This window comes from Paenibacillus agri (genome assembly GCF_013359945.1).
Classification (GTDB): domain Bacteria; phylum Bacillota; class Bacilli; order Paenibacillales; family Paenibacillaceae; genus Paenibacillus_AQ; species Paenibacillus_AQ agri.
Map to the genome: position 1 here is coordinate 114,100 of NZ_JABWCS010000210.1, position 15,387 is coordinate 129,486.

At 46.8% G+C, this 15,387-nt stretch carries 18 protein-coding genes and 1 riboswitch; of the genes, 2 read left to right on the plus strand and 16 right to left on the minus strand.

The genetic code is table 11. From position 1 onward, the window contains the following. Positions 1 to 57: 57 nt before the first annotated feature. From kdpA to HPT30_RS15270, 4 genes are all read right to left on the minus strand, one after another. A complete protein-coding gene (gene kdpA, locus HPT30_RS15255; RefSeq protein WP_175372206.1) occupies positions 58 to 1,734 on the minus strand; it encodes a potassium-transporting ATPase subunit KdpA in 1,677 nt (558 codons plus the stop codon). Between the two features lie 58 nt (positions 1,735 to 1,792). After that, positions 1,793 to 1,870 carry a K(+)-transporting ATPase subunit F gene (kdpF, locus tag HPT30_RS30980; RefSeq protein WP_376767040.1) on the minus strand — a complete coding sequence of 26 codons (78 nt, stop codon included), beginning with the start codon at positions 1,868 to 1,870 and terminating at the stop codon, positions 1,793 to 1,795. A 125-nt stretch (positions 1,871 to 1,995) separates the two neighbouring features. Continuing rightward, a complete protein-coding gene (locus tag HPT30_RS15265; protein ID WP_175372207.1) occupies positions 1,996 to 2,415 on the minus strand; it encodes a hypothetical protein in 420 nt (139 codons plus the stop codon). Between the two features lie 205 nt (positions 2,416 to 2,620). After that, a riboswitch (cyclic di-AMP (ydaO/yuaA leader) is annotated at positions 2,621 to 2,807 on the minus strand. Then, positions 2,804 to 3,103 (minus strand): hypothetical protein, encoded by a 300-nt coding sequence (locus HPT30_RS15270; RefSeq protein ID WP_175372208.1) that lies wholly within the window; start codon positions 3,101 to 3,103, stop codon positions 2,804 to 2,806. (Overlaps the previous riboswitch by 4 nt.) A gap of 381 nt (positions 3,104 to 3,484) precedes the next feature. Here HPT30_RS15270 and HPT30_RS15275 point away from each other — a divergent pair, with 381 nt between their 5' ends. Then, positions 3,485 to 3,976, plus strand: a complete 492-nt coding sequence (locus HPT30_RS15275) for a hypothetical protein (protein WP_175372209.1) — start codon at positions 3,485 to 3,487, stop codon at positions 3,974 to 3,976. Positions 3,977 to 4,038: 62 nt separating this feature from the next. Here HPT30_RS15275 and HPT30_RS15280 read toward each other — a convergent pair whose 3' ends face one another. The 11 genes from HPT30_RS15280 to HPT30_RS15330 all read right to left on the minus strand — a co-directional run bounded on the left by HPT30_RS15280 (position 4,039) and on the right by HPT30_RS15330 (position 13,980). Then, positions 4,039 to 4,248, minus strand: a complete 210-nt coding sequence (locus tag HPT30_RS15280) for a hypothetical protein (RefSeq protein ID WP_175372210.1) — start codon at positions 4,246 to 4,248, stop codon at positions 4,039 to 4,041. A gap of 200 nt (positions 4,249 to 4,448) precedes the next feature. Then, positions 4,449 to 5,543, minus strand: a complete 1,095-nt coding sequence (locus tag HPT30_RS15285; protein ID WP_175372211.1) for a GerAB/ArcD/ProY family transporter — start codon at positions 5,541 to 5,543, stop codon at positions 4,449 to 4,451. Positions 5,544 to 5,546: 3 nt separating this feature from the next. Then, positions 5,547 to 5,795: a hypothetical protein gene (locus tag HPT30_RS15290; RefSeq protein ID WP_175372212.1), complete on the minus strand. Its 249-nt coding sequence runs from the start codon at positions 5,793 to 5,795 to the stop codon at positions 5,547 to 5,549. Positions 5,796 to 5,797: 2 nt separating this feature from the next. Beyond that, positions 5,798 to 6,997: a Ger(x)C family spore germination protein gene (locus tag HPT30_RS15295; protein WP_175372213.1), complete on the minus strand. Its 1,200-nt coding sequence runs from the start codon at positions 6,995 to 6,997 to the stop codon at positions 5,798 to 5,800. A gap of 23 nt (positions 6,998 to 7,020) precedes the next feature. Further along, positions 7,021 to 8,523, minus strand: a complete 1,503-nt coding sequence (locus tag HPT30_RS15300; RefSeq protein ID WP_175372214.1) for a spore germination protein — start codon at positions 8,521 to 8,523, stop codon at positions 7,021 to 7,023. A gap of 151 nt (positions 8,524 to 8,674) precedes the next feature. Further along, the gene (locus HPT30_RS15305; protein ID WP_175372215.1) at positions 8,675 to 9,001 is read right to left on the minus strand and encodes a hypothetical protein; all 327 of its coding nucleotides are present in this window, start codon (positions 8,999 to 9,001) and stop codon (positions 8,675 to 8,677) included. A 443-nt stretch (positions 9,002 to 9,444) separates the two neighbouring features. Beyond that, positions 9,445 to 10,008 carry a sugar O-acetyltransferase gene (locus HPT30_RS15310; protein WP_175372216.1) on the minus strand — a complete coding sequence of 188 codons (564 nt, stop codon included), beginning with the start codon at positions 10,006 to 10,008 and terminating at the stop codon, positions 9,445 to 9,447. 7 nt (positions 10,009 to 10,015) lie between these two features. Beyond that, the gene (locus HPT30_RS15315; protein WP_175372217.1) at positions 10,016 to 11,236 is read right to left on the minus strand and encodes an MFS transporter; all 1,221 of its coding nucleotides are present in this window, start codon (positions 11,234 to 11,236) and stop codon (positions 10,016 to 10,018) included. After that, positions 11,236 to 11,862 carry a sugar O-acetyltransferase gene (locus HPT30_RS15320; RefSeq protein ID WP_175372218.1) on the minus strand — a complete coding sequence of 209 codons (627 nt, stop codon included), beginning with the start codon at positions 11,860 to 11,862 and terminating at the stop codon, positions 11,236 to 11,238. Before HPT30_RS15320 ends, HPT30_RS15315 begins: the two co-directional genes overlap by 1 nt. A 43-nt stretch (positions 11,863 to 11,905) precedes the next feature. Beyond that, positions 11,906 to 12,535 carry a sugar O-acetyltransferase gene (locus HPT30_RS15325; protein WP_175372219.1) on the minus strand — a complete coding sequence of 210 codons (630 nt, stop codon included), beginning with the start codon at positions 12,533 to 12,535 and terminating at the stop codon, positions 11,906 to 11,908. Between the two features lie 59 nt (positions 12,536 to 12,594). After that, on the minus strand, positions 12,595 to 13,980 hold the full coding sequence (locus tag HPT30_RS15330; RefSeq protein WP_312876340.1) for an MATE family efflux transporter: 1,386 nt from the start codon (positions 13,978 to 13,980) through the stop codon (positions 12,595 to 12,597). Between the two features lie 125 nt (positions 13,981 to 14,105). Here HPT30_RS15330 and HPT30_RS15335 point away from each other — a divergent pair, with 125 nt between their 5' ends. Continuing rightward, entirely contained in the window at positions 14,106 to 14,993 is an 888-nt protein-coding gene (locus HPT30_RS15335) for a helix-turn-helix domain-containing protein (RefSeq protein ID WP_175372220.1), read from the plus strand. A 140-nt stretch (positions 14,994 to 15,133) separates the two neighbouring features. Here HPT30_RS15335 and HPT30_RS15340 read toward each other — a convergent pair whose 3' ends face one another. After that, complete coding sequence (locus HPT30_RS15340) at positions 15,134 to 15,352, minus strand: hypothetical protein (protein ID WP_175372221.1); 219 nt, start codon at positions 15,350 to 15,352, stop codon at positions 15,134 to 15,136. Positions 15,353 to 15,387: the final 35 nt, after the last annotated feature.

The window sequence follows — 15,387 nt, forward strand, 5'->3', positions numbered from 1 at the left end:
GTTCGCCCTCTCTTTCTAAGCTTTGCTTAAGCAAAGCTTGCCATGAACAGCCACTGCTTACCGCAAGGTCAAGTACTCGGCAACCGGCCCCAGCACAATGACTGGCAAAAAGGTCAGCGCACCGATGATCAGAACAGTACCGATCAGAATACCGGTGAATAAGCCGTTGTCTGTACGGAAGGTTCCGGTAGTCTCCGGCACGGTGTTCTTGCGGAGCAAGGACCCGGCAACCGCCAGCATAGCGATCACTGAGACGTATCGGCCCAGCAGCATGACGATCCCGGTCGTTATATTCCAGAAGGAGGTATTATCCGCCAGTCCCTCAAAGCCGGAGCCGTTATTGGCGGCCGAGGAGACATATTCATATAACACTTGGGTCATCCCGTGAAAGCCCGGATTGGTTATCGAGCCTTTACCGAGCTCTGTCAGGAAGGCTCCCGCGGTCGGTACCAGGATAATGAGCGGGTGAATCAGGATCGCGATAGCGATCAGCTTCATCTCCCTGGCTTCGATCTTCCTTCCAAGGAATTCCGGGGTTCTGCCGACCATGAGTCCGCACAGGAAAACACCCATAATCGCATACATCAGCATATTAATCAGCCCTACACCCTTACCGCCAAACACATTGTTCAGCATCATAAGCGCCAGCGGCGTAATCTCACCCAGCGGTGTCAGCGTGTCATGCATATTGTTCACACTGCCTGTGGTCGCCGCGGTTGTTACCGTTGTGAACAGGGACGACTGTGGAATCCCGAAGCGAACTTCTTTGCCTTCCATGCTGCCCTGTGAGGATTCGATGCCCAAGGCGTTGATCGCCGGATTCCCACGGGTTTCCGCATAATAGTTTAGCCCCAGCAGCAGCACGAAGAGCGTCATCATCGCGGTGAAAATCACCCAGCCCTGGCGTTTGTTTTTGGCAAACATGCCGTACGTGTACGGAAGCGCTGCGGGCAGCATCCACATCGAAAGAATCTCCAGCACATTCGTAAGCGGGCTTGGATTCTCGAACGGATGCGCCGAGTTGGCCCCGAAGAACCCCCCACCGTTTGTTCCGAGATGCTTGATCGATTCCAGGGAAGCCACAGGCCCTATCGCAATGTGTTGCGCCTGGCCCTCAAGTGTTGTGACTTCAAGCGTAGGCTTCAACGTCTGCGGCACATGCAGGCCCACTAGAATCAGCGTTACTAATAATGCCAGAGGCAGAAAGATCCGCACATGCGCTTTTACAAAGTCTTCAAAAAAGTTCCCCACCGATTCCCGTCCGGTGATTCCTCTGACAAACGCTATCGCCACGGAGAAGCCGCTGGCGGCAGAGGTAAACATCATCATCGTAATCACAGCCATTTGCGAGAAATAGGACAAACCAGTCTCTCCGCTGTAATGCTGAAGATTCGTATTCGTCATAAAGCTGATTACCGTGTTGAACGTGAGTGTCTGCTCCATATCAGAAGTCCCGTTTGGATTAAGCGGCAAGCCACGCTGCACTCGCAGAATAATATAACTAAAGGCTACCAGCACAATATTCGTTAAAATGAAGCTCAGCGCGTATTTCTTCCAGGACATCCCTTCGCGCTGCTTCAGCCCAATTAGGCGGTAGATACCATTCTCTGTACGCCCAAACCATTTGTCTGTACGGTTAGGCTCGCCAGAGAATACATGATACACATAGGTGCCGACTGGCTTCACCAGAAGCAGCAGGATTAAGATAACTACAACCATTTGCAGAGTGCCCATGAATGTCCCTCCTTAGCAAGTCTTCTTTTTCTGTTCCCATTCCTAGCGTTAGATGTAGCTAAAATTTCTCCGGGTTAATCAGCGCATATACCAGATAAACGAACAGCAGCAAAGTCACCGCTATAATCACAATCACCGCTCATTCCCCCCTGCATCCCGGACTACACCCGAACACCAATGCACAAATCCATAGAATAAGCCGTACGTAACGGCCAGCGCAGCAATCATATACAGGTCCAACATCATTTCCAGCCCCTTTGTTTATCCCTGATCACGGGATGATTTATCCGCCAAAAAAACGGCATCCCCGCTATGGGAATAGATGACATAACTTGCACCCAGTCTTTTATAGACCAATCTGGGATTCAAGGAGGATGTGATGACAAAGATGGGCTGTGTGGTCCAGGCCCGGCACATCTGGATGTAACGGCAGCACAGCGTAAAGCTGCTCTCGAACAGATACACCTTGCCTACAGGAAAGGATGGACGAAACCACGTTTTCTGATGGCGGGTATCTACTAAAACAGTGTTCTCAACTCCCAGTTCCTCTAAACGGGTCTTCTCCTCTTGATTGTTCGTTAACCCTGCTACCTGGATGCCTCTAAATTTTAAAATCTTGATAAAATGCTGTCCGGCTTTTGTCGGTGCGCATACCAGCACATATTCTATCTGATCCGCCATATCTCTTATCTCCTCCTGCTCTAGTACAACAACAAGGAGGCAACGAAAATCTCCGAAAGGATCATGACCTATCGTCATTTTCGGGCACAGCCATCTGTGGCTGTGTCACGTCACCAGACGCTGCCTTACAAGCGTTTTGCTTATAAAAGCACAGCAAAAAACCACAAAGGATTACCTCTGTGGCTCGCTAACGGTCACATTGCACTCATCCTCTCTACATACGCTTACGAGGTTAGCTGTCGGATTCGGGCGGTGAGAGTCGCCCTACCCGTACAGATGCACATTTGACGCATCCATACAGGATTCACCCCATAACCGGCTCCGACTCTCACATCGGCTGCCGATTGTTGGTTCCCCCGCTTTCCTTGACGGAAATTAAGCGGATCAACTATTCGGTTGTGGTTGAAACAGATGTAATCATACTCTCGCGCAGGAATTCTTGTAAAACGTCAAGGATGCCAAAATAATGCATAAAGAAAACCCTTTTCATATCAGGTAGCGCTTTCTTGATGTTCAATCTCTCTATTTCTCCTATTTTCACGTTTTTGTCACGATTATCGAAAATTTTAGGCAGATCAGAATTCTTTTTCTCCAAAGGATGGGATTTCAAGGTTTTCGCCCGTTTTCCGTGTAAATATGAAAAGCGATGCTTGAGGAAGATAGAGGCCTCATAACGGGCAATAAACATGCTTTTAGTCCCCTTTCTCTCCCTTGGTTGCTGAAATTCCGCGGATAGACGTTACTATGAAAGATTTTCTCTTTTTACAAAAGAAAGCGGTGCGGCGTATGATTCGGATTACGATTACATCATTAGCTAATGGAAGAACGCTGAATTCCCGGACCCACGGGAAACGGGGAAACCTCGAGGCTGTATCAGAAGCCTCCTTGGGGTGAATTGGAATTAGGCGAACAATTATTATTTTGGTACACATCCAGAAGTTTTGGATCCGCAGAGCTTGAGGCGGGTGTGCTTTGGCGTATTTTGGTGTTGATAACAGCGGTCATAGCTATATTGCTACCGACACTCAACACCCCTTCTGCAGATCATGGAATTCGGGGAGGATTCAAATTGGATATAGAACTACATCATAAGCTGACACGAATAGAGATCTTTGCTATCCCTGCTTCCGGGGCTATCCACGGCTCCAAAGCCGATTGTGAAAAACCACTGTACATCATCTTGAAGCTGTCCTGTCAGAGAGGCTGCGGCTGGGGGTTGTGCAGTATCCTGGGCAAAGGGGTCCACCTGGTGAGATGGGGTACCTTTCTGCGGTGTATCCGGCAATGCAGCCTGAGTGAAGCTGTCGGGGTTACGCAGGTTGCAAGCGAGAGCTGGCAACCGAGCCAGTTTGCAATGGTGCAGACCGCCTTGCAGGATTTGCAGGCAGCCCTGTACCCGCCTGTTCTTGCCGGAACGGTCTGGCAGGGGAACCGAAAGCTTAAGCTGCTCCATCTGTCCGCGGAACAACTTCGTGGGGCCTCCTCACTACCGCCAGCGTGGGTCAGCCTGGATACGGCCTGGCTAACGGAGCACTCCGTCGCCTATTATTCCATTCTGTAATGTCAACATTCTTCCACTCCGTAAGGAAGGTGCGCACAATGTCCGCCCCTTTGCCCGCAAAATCAGCCCGCTCCGCCCAGCCCGCCTTCCGCGGGCTGGTGGAGCAGTACGCAGACAGCGTCTACACTCTGTGTATCCTGCTGCTGAAGGACCCGCAGCTCGCTGAAGGCTGCGGTCCACACCTTCACAGCGTGGGCAGGTCCTCCCGGCTTACGCCCGGTTCTTCCCTGCCCGGCGGCTCCATCCAGGTCTACCGGACCTGCCTGTCGCAATACTCACGTACGCCCGCCGCACGCCTGGCGGGCGAGCCTGGACAGCCGGCGCGACCGGCTCGTCCTCTCCGCACTGCGCTACGGCTTAGGCCTTCCTCTGGCGGATATCAGCGCCACTTCTGCCTCTCCCCGTCCCGGAGCTGAAGATACAGCTAAGAGCCCTGCGCGAAAACATGCGCACGGCCCACGATTCTTCCTCACTACTTGCTTAACATCGTCTGGCTCCTGAACTTGTACACCATATATAGCATCAGCGGAAGGACAAACGCACAGGTGAAATCCCAGAAGATATAATAATCGACAATATAATCGAAATAAACAGTATTGGTCGTAATCGCGAACGCCAACCCAAACAACAGCATGCCGCCAGGAATAGACAATGGACGATAATCACGCAGCTTGAAGAGTTGTGCGGTCCCGAGCAGAAAAGCATAGAAATCCAGGATGGTCTTAAAAAATGTCGATAAAATCCAATTGATAGCCAGTATAGCTTCCACCCGCTGCAGAAAGTTCCCCACGTTGATTTTTTGTGCGGCAGCATAAGTAGCGTAGAGATAGCTGGAGGCCAGATTCGGTCCAATCACAAGCAGGGTAAGCAGAATAATAGAGCAGATAGCCATTCCTCCAAGGAAAACACCGATTAAATAATCCCTTTCCGTAGTCTTGCTGGTAACTACATAAGGCAGAAACATCAGCACAGTATTCAGCTCACAGAACGTGAAGGTGCTGCTGTATAATGAACCATGTGTAATCGCCCGAAGTCCCTCACCCATTACAGGCTGGAGTCTGGACAATTCGGCTTGGGGCAGCAACAGAACGAATAGTGCCAGAAACAGAAAGATATACAGTGGAAAAAAAGTCTCTCCCGACCGGGCAATAGCTTCCAGTCCACTCTTGGTCCCCCACACCAACGTAACGATCATCATGAAGTGAATCGCGTTAATCGGCGTCTCCGTAAATATCTGCGTAGTGAGAAAATCGCCGGCTTCCCGGAGCAGCATGGCTGTGGTGACCAAATAATAGTACAGATAAAATAAAGAAATTAGCCCTCCGACCCATCTTCCCAAGAGGCGCCGGTTATATTGAATAATCGTCAGCTTGGGAAACAGGCGGCTGAACCGGTACAGAAACCAGGCAATCGGCCATCCGATTAACAGGCCCATCCCTCCGGAAATCCATCCATCTTGCTTAGCTGCCGATATCGTAAGCGAAGGCAGGATCAACAGCATATCCCCAATAATAAAGTAGATGACCAGCACAGCAAGTTGTCTGGAGCTGATTCTCCCGTTTTCCATGCCTCAATCATCCTTTACCTGTAGAATATGCTGCATCCATTGATACAAAGGTTTGTAGATTAGTTCGGGGACCCGCATTGGACTAGGTGTCTGAATTTCTTTTAAAGCCACAATACTGACAATTGCCCCGGCAACCAGCATGACTATGAAAATTAATGCTTCACGCGCCCAGCCTTTCTTAATCAAGGGAGGGAGTTCGAAGGCAGCGATGGCAAGGGAACAAAAACCGACGACAATGGTCGTAAGAGTCATGTCTATTTCTCCTTCATCCGACGCTCAATCGAATTAGTGATCATACCTGTATTACGAATATGAGCATCGACCTTGTACACCACCTTCAGATGGGGGAATTCATCATTCCATTGGGGCTCCAGCTTCTTCCACAGCTTGGGGTAAGCATTATATATTACCTGTCCAAATCCGAAAACATCGACTTTATAACGGCGCTGGACCGCTTCTACCGATTGCCTCATCAAATTTTCAAGATCCTGTTCCCCAGCAGCCTGCAGCTGTTCGAGCACCATTGGATCATTGATGTTCAGACTGCACTCCAATTCCCCGATGTTGCTTTCCACTTTGGCGCTGATCTCAATGACTGGTTTCCCCGCTTCCAGACGGCTTTTCATTTCAGTGTGGGAACGGATAATTTCCAGACTGATATACTTGCCATCCGGACATTTCAAATGCCCTGCCGTGCTGCTAACCGTGTTCCGGATATAGTTATAGCCTTTACCTTCGTCCTTGGTCATCCATCCAATCAGCTTGTCATTGCGGAAGACTGCCATGCCGGAATACCCCAGTTTTACCGGATGATCGATATGTCTCATATCCTCAGATTTAGTATCCCTACTGTCATTCTCCAGGAGGGAAATCCCCGGCAGCACAGGGCTCATTCCTGTAGTCATTAGTTGGTCAATTAACGTGTCAACGGTCACCGCAGCTACCGGTGCCCAGACCTTGTTTGAAGTATCCAGGGAGTAGAATAAAGCCTCCGCAGGGATTTTCTCCAGCGGTGTCAGGACTTTCAGGATATTTTCCGCAGAGACATCCCTAGCGATCAATACATAATAATCCGGTCTTGTCTCCGGATTCCGCACTAGAATATCTATCACTTTGGCAATGCCGTCCCGAGCCACCTCTTCACTTAGAACCAGTGTCCGGATGTGGGCGGTATAGATCTTTCGGGGGCTCGTCTCTGTCAGCTTGCGGAACGCTTCAAAGAGGGTCGGTGCCACCGTCTTATATACCGCCACCGGAGTATCTTGCTTGCCCATCCGGCCATTCACCTGATCCGGTATAACCACCTGTACGCTCAAATGATACTGATCATCAGATTTATCGATTGCGATGCCTGACACAATGCCTAGTTCATTCAATTCCCGGCGGCTCCAGCACCCTGTCAACAGCACAAGGATCATTACTGCCGCTAAAATCCCCCCTGTAATACGCTTCATGGATGCACCTCAACGATAGCTATTTATTTGCGTGATTGTCGCACCGGGTTCTTGCGATTGTACATCTTCGGCCTGTTGCGCATAGCTGGCCAAGGCAACCGGAACAGCGAGTCTTTCTGAGCGTCCAGATTAAACGGAGCGAGCGGACTCAGATAAGGAACGCCGAAGGAACGGAGCGTATTCAGGTGCAGCACCAGGATAATAACCCCCACCAGAATGCCGAACAGACCAAATGAAGCGGCAAGCCCCATCAATACAAACCGGATCATTCGCACCGAAATGGACATTGTGTTCGCCGGTATAACGTAACTTGATATCGCCGTAATGGACACAATGATAACCATTGCCGCGGAGATAATGCCCGCTTCAACCGCAGACTGCCCGATGACGAGTGTACCTACAATGGATACGGCCTGACCTACCGTTCTTGGCATCCGTATGCCGGCTTCCCGTAAAATTTCATAGACAATCTCCATCATCAACGCCTCAATAAAAGCCGGAAAAGGGACGCCTTCCCGCTGCGCGGCCAGATTTAGCAGCAAATTCGTGGGCAGCATCTCCTGATGAAAGGTTGTAATAGCGATGTAGAATGACGGGGCAAGTAGAACAATCAAAAAGGACATAAAGCGGATCATCCGAATCAGGGTGCTAATGTCTGAGCGCTGGTAGTAGTCTTCCGGCGTCTGCAAGAAATGTACAAAGAGCGCCGGAACGAGCAGGACAAACGGCGTACCATCTATGATAATCGCCACTTTCCCCTCCAGAATTCCCGCCACGATCGTATCTGGACGTTCACTGTTGTACACAGTAGGGAATGGAGTCGCCGTCTTGTCCTGAATGAACTCTTCGATATAGCCGCTCTCCAGAATGCTATCGATATCAATAGCATCCAGTCGGGTGCGTACCTCCTGAAGGATCTGCCCGCTTACAATATTTTTCTGGTACATAATAGCGACACTGGTCTTCGTTATCGTGCCAATGGGATGGATTTCGAGCCACAGCTGCGGGTCCTTGATCCTCCGGCGGATGAGTGAGATATTGGTCTGGATATTTTCAGTAAAAGCATCCATCGGACCACGAATGCTCGGCTGGGAGGTGGGTTCGCCCACGGTCCGGTCTTCGCGCCCGGTCACCCCGATTCGGAGCCCCTCCCTATATCCGTCAAGTAGAAGAATTGCATCTCCCGACAGGAGATGTGTGAACAGTGAGTCTATCCCGTTGACATAGCCGATGTCTCCCACCGTAAGAGCCTTTTCCTTCAAATAGATCAGCGGGGCATCCCTGAAGGATGATTCCTGCTCCGGTTTTAATGCCCCCAGGTTCGTTAGTGATTTCAATACAGATGTCTGGATCATAGTGCGGTCAGCCAGACCGTTTATAAATAGCAAGGCCACTCCCCACTGATCCGCCAGCACCATCTCCCGTACAATTAAATCCGGACTGTGTCCCAATGCTTCCCGTATTGACTGAATATTGTTGTGCAGATCAGCGTCCAGCAATTTCCCGGAGTCCGATACCAGTTGCATGGAAGCCACCTCTCATTTAGCAAAAATTAGGTTGCCCTTATTGTGACCCGCGTGGCAAGGGAGTATACACCAATAAAGGGGGTGAGCAGTATAGTGATGGTTTTGAGGTAAAAAAAACCGGAGCCACATTGTAGGTAGGCTCCGGTTCATGCTATTCATTGCCATTCAGCAAAGAATCTAACTGCGATATTAATTTGTCGTTTGTGAAATCTTTTGATAACAATGCAATAGTATTTTTAATTTCTGTTACCTTATGCAGGGGGTGATTATTATTGTGCAATTCTAAAAGCTTTGTCTCAAGCGTATGGCCATAGTAAAATTTAAAGCTCGAAAAATCTGAAAGCGCAGCAACCTTGCTGGCCTGGCTGATTACCAAACTATCAGGAACAGTATCTTCTTTGATTCTTTGCGCTAAGCCATTAAGTTCAGCAATCAAATTGTTATCTACATTAGAGATTGTTCTGTTATAAGTAGTCATCAATCTCAGCTGATAGAGATTCAAAATGACTAGAACAACCATCACTGCGGAGAGTATTACAACAATCTTCTTCTTAATTTTGATTCCTCCTACCAGTTGATAATTGCATGTCCTGTTACTTTGTCATATTTAGTCGCTGGGCTGATAGACACACTACCACCTCCTGGAAACGAAACAGACGGATTGATGGTCAATGGTATCAGGTTTAGAGTAGTTTACTTCACATTAGTTGGCCAACATGGATAAATAACCATATACAATAGAATATAAGCTTTTATATGAGAATTATTATTATTTCATGAAATCTTACCAACAGACATTAAAAAGCAGCAAAAAAACCTTGTTGACCCACATGAGGTACAACAAGGTTGAGTGCTGAGTCAATCTTTACTTTTTATAGTGTGAAGATATTCAATGAATGGGTGGACAACGATATCATTTATTTATCCAATTTCGATCGTTTTAATGACTCTAGCAGGATTACCACCAACGACCACATTATCTGGAACGTCCTTAGTTACTACTGCTCCTGAAGCAACAACAACATTATGACCAATTTTCACGCCTGGATTAATAACCGCACTTCCCCCAACCCATACATTATTGCCGATCGTCACAGGTTTGGCGTATTCAGGTCCCTTGATCCGTTCGTAAGGATCCACAGGATGCGTGGCTGTATACACATGAACGCCCGGGCCAAACATACAGTTGTCTCCTATGCGCACTTCGCAAACATCGAGAATCGTACAATCAAAGTTTGAAAAGAAGTTTTCACCTACATGAATGTTATAGCCATAGTCAAACCGGATATTCGGCTCCATACCGATGTTTTTCCCAGTCGATCCAAGCAGTTCTTTAAGCATCTGAACTCTCAGCTCTTCATCCGCTTCAGTTGTCTGATTGTATATCCGTGTCATCCTTCTGGCATAGGCCCGCTCACGTACCAGCTCAGCATCCCAAGCTTCATATAGTTCTCCATCCAGCATCTTTTGTTTTTCTGTTTTCATATATTTCCTATCCCTTCATATCGTAAAGTGAATTTTCCGAATTTCGTAACGGCTTTGCAGAGCGGGTCAGAAATCCTGAGACAACAATCCCAATTAGAACTACAATCATTGCACGTAATAACCCAAAATGCTCTCCGAGAAAACCTAGTACTGGTGGACCTACCAAAGATGCAAGATAACCCATTGTAGCCACAGCGCTCACTCTTGCAGCAGCACCTCGGGGTTCATCTCCTGCAGCAGACAAACCTACTGGAAAGCCAAGTGAAACGCCGAATCCCCATAAGAGTACACCAGCCGACGCAACCAAATAATGCTGTCCCCAGATTACAAAAACCAATCCCAAAATGGCTGAAATTGCACACGCCGACAGAACACGAACTCTTCCATAACGATCTAATAACGATCCCCCTGCAAAGCGTCCTATTGTCATTGCTGTAACAAACAAGCCATAGATAAAGGAGCCTTCCAATGCACTGACGCTATAACCATCTACCATGATGAGTGGCAACCAGTCATTAGCAGAACCCTCTGCAAAGGCCATTCCTAAAACCATAATACCAATGAACAACGTCCGCTTTTCTTTCCATACCGCAAACTGCTGCTTTAGATTAAATCTTTTTTGATCTGCAGTTTCCTTCTGTTCTCTCCCGGTTCCTTCTGGTAAGTAACGAACGGCATAAATAACGATAACTGCCATTAGCAAGGCAAGGATTGAAAAGTGAAGCAGAATCGGAAGATGGATGGCGAGCGCTCCTACTCCCAGTATGGCTCCAACGAGTGTTCCGACACTAAAAAAGCCATGAAAGGCCGGCAAGAGTGTCCGATTCATTTCCTTTTCAACTGCAGCGCCTTCAACATTTAATGCCACCTCCGCAGCCCCAAAACCGAAACCAAATAACAGCAGTCCGCCTGTAACAACAGCTACTGTTGTCGTAGCCGTACCGATTCCAATCGTTAGAAAACCTGTGACAATCATAAAAGAACTAATGAATATGACAAATCGTGCACCTTTACGAGCTATAATCGAACCGGCCAAAAGTAAAGCAGCAAGCGAACCTGTTGCTAGTGCAAATATAAGGATACCCATACCAGCAGTTGACACTTGCAGTAAATCGCGAACATCCGGAGTTCGGGACACCCACGAAGCAAAGATTACCCCTGGTAGAGCAAATAACAGAAATAAGAAGTTACGGACAATTCGGGCGTTTTGGTTATAACTACTCTTCATTAATCCTGTGATCCCTGAAATAATGCATTGATTATTCTGCGATCCTTAAAATAATACATTTTATCGCGTTCATTAATTTCACGAAGAACGATACATGGATTACCCACGGCAACGACATTTGCAGGAATATCCTTTGTAACAACACTTCCTGCGCCAATTACACTATTCTCCCCAATAGAAATACCGGGAAGTATAATGGCACCAGCTCCTATCCAGCAATTTCTCCCAATGTAAACAGGAGCATTGAATTGATATACTTGCTCTCGAAGCTCAGGCAGGATTGGGTGCCCTGCTGTTGCAACAGTGACATTTGGACCAAACATGGTGTAATCACCAACATGTATATGGGTGTCGTCTACTAAAGTCAAATTAAAATTCGCATAAATATTACTGCCAAAATGAACATGCTTGCCCCCCCAATTGGAGTGGAATGGCGGCTCAATATAGCAACCTTCACCTATTTCTGCAAACATATCTTGAAGCAGAGCTACTCTTTTTTCAAATTCTAATGGCCGGGTCATATTAAAATCATAAAGTCGTTCTAGGCAAATCGTCTGCTCTTTACCGAGTTGTTCATCGCCAGGCAAGTATAAACTACCATTGTGAAGTTTATCTTTAATGTTCATTTGTCGAACTCCTTTTATGAATACTGATTTCAAGAATGATGAGCTACCACTCTACCTGATCGAAACGCATATCTTTGTAATAATATTCTCTGTCGTTTTCCGTGATCTCACGGAGTACCTTGCAGGGATTACCGACGGCTATTACATTGGCAGGAATATCCTTAGTTACGACACTCCCTGCTCCGATCACGCTGCCCGCACCGATTGTGACTCCTGGAACAATAATCGCGCCACTACCAATCCAAGCCCCATCCTCGATGACTACGGGCAGAGCAAACATGGCTCCCTCTTTGCGCTTTTCAGGATGTACGGGATGACTGGTCACAGCGATCGTTACATTTGGACCAAACATCACATCATTCCCAATGGTCACTTTATAATCGTCTACAACGGTTAAGTTAAAGTTGATATACACATTATTACCTACAGTAGTGTTTGAACCATACGACATACGAATTGGAGGCTCCATCCACACATTATCGCCCATACTCCCAAAGAGCTGTTTCATTAAAGACTTGCGTCCTTCCAAATCATCCGGATGCAAGCGGTTGATTTCATAACAGAGTGCTTTGCCACGCTGACGTGCACGGGCCAGAGCTTCAGCTTCCTCGGGATAATTATGATCATGGTCAGTAAATAGTTGGCAGCTTGCCATTCGTTCTTGAATATTCATAGGTTATTCTCCCTTAATAATTCATATTTTTCTTATAGATGCCATGGATCCCAGAGGGCTTATCCGACTTCCGCAAAATCCCTTGTAATATTGTTTAGCCATTTGTATTGGCGGTATCGAATATACGCCACAGGCAGCTTAATGATCTCATCCAGGCTGATGACGAAGTACAGCATAAGGGGAGACACTTGCCAGACGAAGGCAGAAAGATAAGCGAGTGGCAATATGATGCCCCACATCACGACAGTATCGCACCAGAAACCAAATTTGGAATCTCCTCCGGCGGTGAATATACCTGCAATGGTAGTTGAATTAAAGGACTTTGCAATACAGTAATAAGCACAGATATACAGCATTCCATTCAGTTGATTTTGTGCAATTACATTTAAATTCACCATGTAAAAAACGAGCGGCTTTATCATCAAAATAGTAAGACCTGCCAGCACACCGAATATCAGCGCATAGAGATTCATCTTCTTACCAGCCTGCTTCGCTTTCTCAATCTGTCCATTCCCGAGATATTTCCCAATAAGCACAGCCCCACCGCTGGCAATACCTCCACATAGCACAACGGCCAGGTTCTTAACCACCGACGCCACTGAATTTGCTGCCACCATATCAGCACTAACATGACCGATAATAGCTGCCGTCGCAGTCAAAGCTCCACCCCAAACGATATAATTGCCCAGCACGGGTAGGGTATATTTGAAGAAATCCCTTAATAGTTTTCGTTGAATACTATCGCGTACAGGTATGCGGAAATGGATGGGGCCCCGCGTAAAGGAATGAACAAGACAGCAACCGAGTTCAATGAAACGCGCAGTAACTGTAGCGAGAGCAACTGCCGTGATAGCCAGTTCGGGCTCACCCGGAAAGAATACAAATATGCAAATGGCGTTGAAGATGATGTTTAAGATCAGGCATACGGCACTAATCCAGGCACTAAGTTTGGCATTTTCCATACTCCTGATCACACTGAGATACATCTGCGAGATGCCCATTGCAAGATAAGAGAACGCATTTAATTGCAAAAACCTCGCACCATACATAATCAAATCGCCATCATCTGTAAAAATCCGCATTAGCCTCTCCGGATATAAAAAGGAAACAGAAAAAAACAAAACAGAAATAATAAATGAGAACAGGCATGCGATGCTTAGAATGCGCTGTATGGTTTGTTGGTCCTTCTTCCCCCAATACTGTGCAGTCAGGATACCAGCCCCTGTAGAGAGCCCCATATAAAACAAGGTCAATACAAAGGTGATCTGTCCTGCAAGGGATACAGCCGACATCGCAGATTGGCTAATCATACCCAGCATGACGATATCCGCTGATACAACCGTTGCTGAAATTAGATTCTGCAATGCAATGGGAATGACCAAAGTCATCAGCTCACGATTAAAAGAACGATTCACAGTTGTAGTTATTTGTTTGTTTTCGTTCACTCCACAACCCTTCCCCCTCATTTAATGATTCACACTATCAAGATAGAATAAATGAACTGTCCTTTTCCACCAATATCGAATATAATCCTATAAAAATCGTATATAATTTAAAGGGGTACTTCATTTTGAAAAATCCATTAGAAATATTCTCCGATTTATCCGAACGCTTGAATTATAATATCCCTGATTTGCCCTTATATATTCGAAAAGGAAGTTTGGATCAGTTTCACAATTATGCGGCTACAGCTCATTGGCATCTGGACGTGGAGTTCATTTACGTTCTCGAAGGATCAATGGACTATTTTGTTAACGGACATACCATACGTATTGATCAAGGAAATGGGATTTTCGTGAATAGTACTCGTTTGCATTTTGGTTTTTCTCACGATCAGACCGATTGCTCATTCATCGTCGTCGTGATTCATCCCTCACTTCTTGGCGAAGGTTCATCTCTGGCAAAAACGTACTGGGAGGACAAGTTCGGCGCCATGATGGAAGACTTTATCTTACTTACTAATCAGATAGAGTGGCACCGAGAAGTACTAACGTCCTTACAAGAGATTTATGAGGAAATGCACAAGTCTCACTCGCCCAATCCACTTCGGTTAATATCACGGGCTTTAGCACTATGCGCTTGCATTGGAGATCAGGTGCAGCAAAAATCGGGGCATTCTGAGGATGTGCAAATATGGACAAATGTCCAGCAGATGACGAGTTTCATCCATCAAAACTATGAGTATAAAATCACTCTTGATGATATAGCAGCCGCAGGAGCTGTTTGTAGAAGCCGCTGCTGTACATTGTTCAATAAATACGTTGGCCAAACTCCAACCGTGTACCTAACAAGATACCGCATCCAAAAAAGCTGTGAAATGCTAATGGAAACGAAACGATCGATATGTGAGATTTCCATTGCATGCGGTTTTCAAAGCGCAAGTTATTTCACATTTATTTTCCGGAAACAAATGGGCCTAGTTCCGCAGGATTACCGAAAACAAATCATTAAGGCGTAGGATTAATTGAATACAGCGGTTGTACGCTGTATTTCACACCTGCATGGAAATATAGCAGATCAATCTCTCTGCAATCACAGCAAAAAACCTTGTTGACCGGATGAGCGGCCAACAAGGTTTTTTGTTCTCTTTTCATATCATTATTTTTTCTCTTTCTGACGCAGCTTCCCATACTGGTATAGTCCCCATACCGCGCCTACTGCACCCAAAACTCCCATTCCGATCTTGATTCCAAGCCGTAGCCCGGAATCACTGGGGTCCAACCAAGCACTGGAAAAACAGAGCATAGCGGAAAAGAACAGGAACGTACCGATCTGGTATTTCTCTTCATTGATCTTCTGAACGTTTTTTGCATTCATTATTATCAATCCCCTTTCGGATATGGGCGAAACCA

What these genes read in the sequence shown, in the direction of transcription:
- HPT30_RS15340 (WP_175372221.1), bottom strand. Translation starts at nt 15,352, where the DNA reads ATGAATGCAAAAAACGTTCAGAAGATCAATGAAGAGAAATACCAGATC.
- HPT30_RS15270 (WP_175372208.1), bottom strand. Translation starts at nt 3,103, where the DNA reads ATGTTTATTGCCCGTTATGAGGCCTCTATCTTCCTCAAGCATCGCTTT.
- HPT30_RS15320 (WP_175372218.1), bottom strand. Translation starts at nt 11,862, where the DNA reads ATGAACATTAAAGATAAACTTCACAATGGTAGTTTATACTTGCCTGGC.
- kdpA (WP_175372206.1), bottom strand. Translation starts at nt 1,734, where the DNA reads ATGGGCACTCTGCAAATGGTTGTAGTTATCTTAATCCTGCTGCTTCTG.
- HPT30_RS15325 (WP_175372219.1), bottom strand. Translation starts at nt 12,535, where the DNA reads ATGAATATTCAAGAACGAATGGCAAGCTGCCAACTATTTACTGACCAT.
- HPT30_RS15305 (WP_175372215.1), bottom strand. Translation starts at nt 9,001, where the DNA reads ATGACTACTTATAACAGAACAATCTCTAATGTAGATAACAATTTGATT.
- HPT30_RS15300 (WP_175372214.1), bottom strand. Translation starts at nt 8,523, where the DNA reads ATGCAACTGGTATCGGACTCCGGGAAATTGCTGGACGCTGATCTGCAC.
- HPT30_RS15290 (WP_175372212.1), bottom strand. Translation starts at nt 5,795, where the DNA reads ATGACTCTTACGACCATTGTCGTCGGTTTTTGTTCCCTTGCCATCGCT.
- HPT30_RS15285 (WP_175372211.1), bottom strand. Translation starts at nt 5,543, where the DNA reads ATGGAAAACGGGAGAATCAGCTCCAGACAACTTGCTGTGCTGGTCATC.
- HPT30_RS15315 (WP_175372217.1), bottom strand. Translation starts at nt 11,236, where the DNA reads ATGAAGAGTAGTTATAACCAAAACGCCCGAATTGTCCGTAACTTCTTA.
- HPT30_RS15310 (WP_175372216.1), bottom strand. Translation starts at nt 10,008, where the DNA reads ATGAAAACAGAAAAACAAAAGATGCTGGATGGAGAACTATATGAAGCT.
- HPT30_RS15295 (WP_175372213.1), bottom strand. Translation starts at nt 6,997, where the DNA reads ATGAAGCGTATTACAGGGGGGATTTTAGCGGCAGTAATGATCCTTGTG.
- HPT30_RS15265 (WP_175372207.1), bottom strand. Translation starts at nt 2,415, where the DNA reads ATGGCGGATCAGATAGAATATGTGCTGGTATGCGCACCGACAAAAGCC.